Raw genomic sequence first — 2,474 nt, 5'->3', positions numbered from 1 at the left:
CCAAACGACACCGACATTGATGGCGATACGCTGTCTATCCAATCGGCTTCCGTACCTGAAACACAAGGTACAGTTGAAATTGTTGATGGCAAACTGGTGTTCACACCGGCCGAGAACTTCAATGGTGATGCCGAAATCTCTTACACCGTGACCGATGGTTCGCTGACCGACCAAGCGACGGTCAACGTCACCGTGAATGCGGTGAACGACACGCCTGTGGTTGAAAGCAGCATCGCAGACCAAACCTTGGCAGAAGACTTTACGCTATACAGCATCGATCTAAATACCGCGTTCAGTGATGTGGATAACGCCGATGGTGAGTTAACGTTTAGTGTCTCTGGCAACAGCAACATTCAAGTGGCGATCGTCAATGGCATTGCTACGTTCACTCCAACCGCAGACTGGAACGGCTCAGAAGCATTGACCTTTACGGCTACCGATCCAAGCGGCGAGAGCATCAGCCAAACGGTGAACTTCACGGTAGCGCCTGTGGCGGACATCGTGGCAGACAACGCGACGGTTGTGGAAGACACGCCGACCATCATTAAGGTCTTAGGTAACGACACGTTCGAAGGCGACGACAAAGTGGTGTCGCTGGATACCAACAATGGACCAGCGAACGGCACGGTCTCGGTCAACCCGGACGGCAGCGTCACTTACACGCCAAACGACAACTACCACGGGGCAGACAGCTTTACCTACATCGTTACGTCCGGTGGGGTATCGGAGTCCACCACGGTGAACGTCGATGTCACACCAGTGAACGATGCGCCAGTGGCAAAAGATGATACCGCTGTTACTGACGAAGATACGCCAGTGACAATTGATGTCCTACCAAACGACACCGATATTGATGGTGATACGCTGTCTATCCAATCAGCTTCCTTACCTGAAGCACAAGGCACAGTCGAGATTGTTGACGGCAAATTGGTCTTCACACCAGCTGAGAACTTCCATGGTGATGCCGAAATCACTTACACCATCACTGATGGTGCACTGACTGACCAAGCGACGGTTAACGTCACCGTGAATGCGGTGAACGACACGCCTGTGGTTGAAAGCAGCATTGCAGACCAAACCTTGGCGGAAGACTTTACGCCATACACCATCGATCTGAATACCGCTTTCAGCGATGTGGATAACGTGGATAGTGAGTTAACGTTTAGCGTTTCTGGCAACAGCAACATTCAAGTGGCGATCGTCAATGGCATTGCTACGTTCACTCCAACCGCAGACTGGAACGGCTCAGAAGCGTTAACGTTTACGGCTACCGATCCAAGCGGCGAGAGCGTTAGCCAAACGGTGAACTTCACGGTAGCGCCAGTGGCGGATATCGTGGCAGACAACGCGACGGTTGTGGAAGATACGCCAAACATCATTAAGGTCTTAGATAACGACACGTTCGAAGGCGACGACAAAGTGGTGTCGCTCGATACCAATAACGGTCCAGCTAACGGTACGGTCTCGGTCAACCCGGATGGCAGCGTCACTTACACGCCAAACGACAACTTCCACGGCACAGACAGCTTCACGTACATCGTTACGTCAGGTGGGGTGTCAGAGTCCACCACGGTGAACGTCGATGTGACGCCAGTGAACGATGCGCCAGTGGCGACCAATGACACGGCGATTACTGATGAAGATACGCCAGTGACGATTGATGTCCTGCCAAACGACACCGATATTGATGGCGATACGCTGTCGATTGACTCGGCGTCTGTGCCGAGTGACCAAGGGACAGTCGAGATTGTTGACGGCAAGTTGGTGTTCACGCCAGCTGAGAACTTCCATGGTGACGCTGAAATCACTTACACCATCATCGATGGTTCACTGACTGACCAAGCGACGGTCAACGTCACCGTGAATGCGGTGAACGACACGCCTGTGGTTGAAAGCAACATTGCAGACCAAACCTTGGCAGAAGATTTTACGCCATACAGCATCGATCTAAATACCGCTTTCAGCGATGTGGATAACGTAGATGGCGAGCTGAGCTTCAGTGTCTCTGGCAACAGCAACATTCAAGTGTCGATCGTCAATGGCATTGCTACGTTCACTCCAACCGCTGACTGGAACGGCTCAGAAATCCTAACCTTTACGGCTACCGATCCAAGCGGCGAAAGCGTTAGCCAAACGGTGAACTTCACAGTGGCGCCTGTGGCGGACATCGTGGCAGACAACGCGACGGTTGTGGAAGACACGCCGACCATCATTAAGGTCTTAGGTAACGATACGTTTGAAGGCGACGATAAAGTGGTGTCGCTGGATACCAATAACGGTCCAGCTAACGGCACGGTCTCGGTCAACCCAGATGGCAGCGTCACTTACACGCCAAACGACAACTACCACGGTACAGACAGCTTTACCTACATCGTTACGTCTGGGGGCGTCAGTGAATCCACCACGGTGAACGTCGATGTCACACCAGTGAACGACGCGCCAGTGGCGACCAATGACAATGCCGTTACTGACGA

The 2,474-nt window shown here is 52.6% G+C and carries 1 protein-coding gene; it reads left to right on the top strand.

The features are described 5' to 3' along the window. Positions 1–2,474, top strand: a 2,474-nt coding sequence (locus R7M92_RS24765) for a tandem-95 repeat protein (RefSeq protein WP_318134555.1), incomplete at both ends; no start/stop codon positions are given.

The sequence above is a fragment of the Vibrio sp. Vb2880 genome (assembly GCF_033337975.1).
In the GTDB taxonomy this organism is placed as follows: Bacteria; Pseudomonadota; Gammaproteobacteria; order Enterobacterales; family Vibrionaceae; genus Vibrio; species Vibrio alginolyticus.
This window is presented reverse-complemented; position numbering and strand designations above follow the sequence as displayed.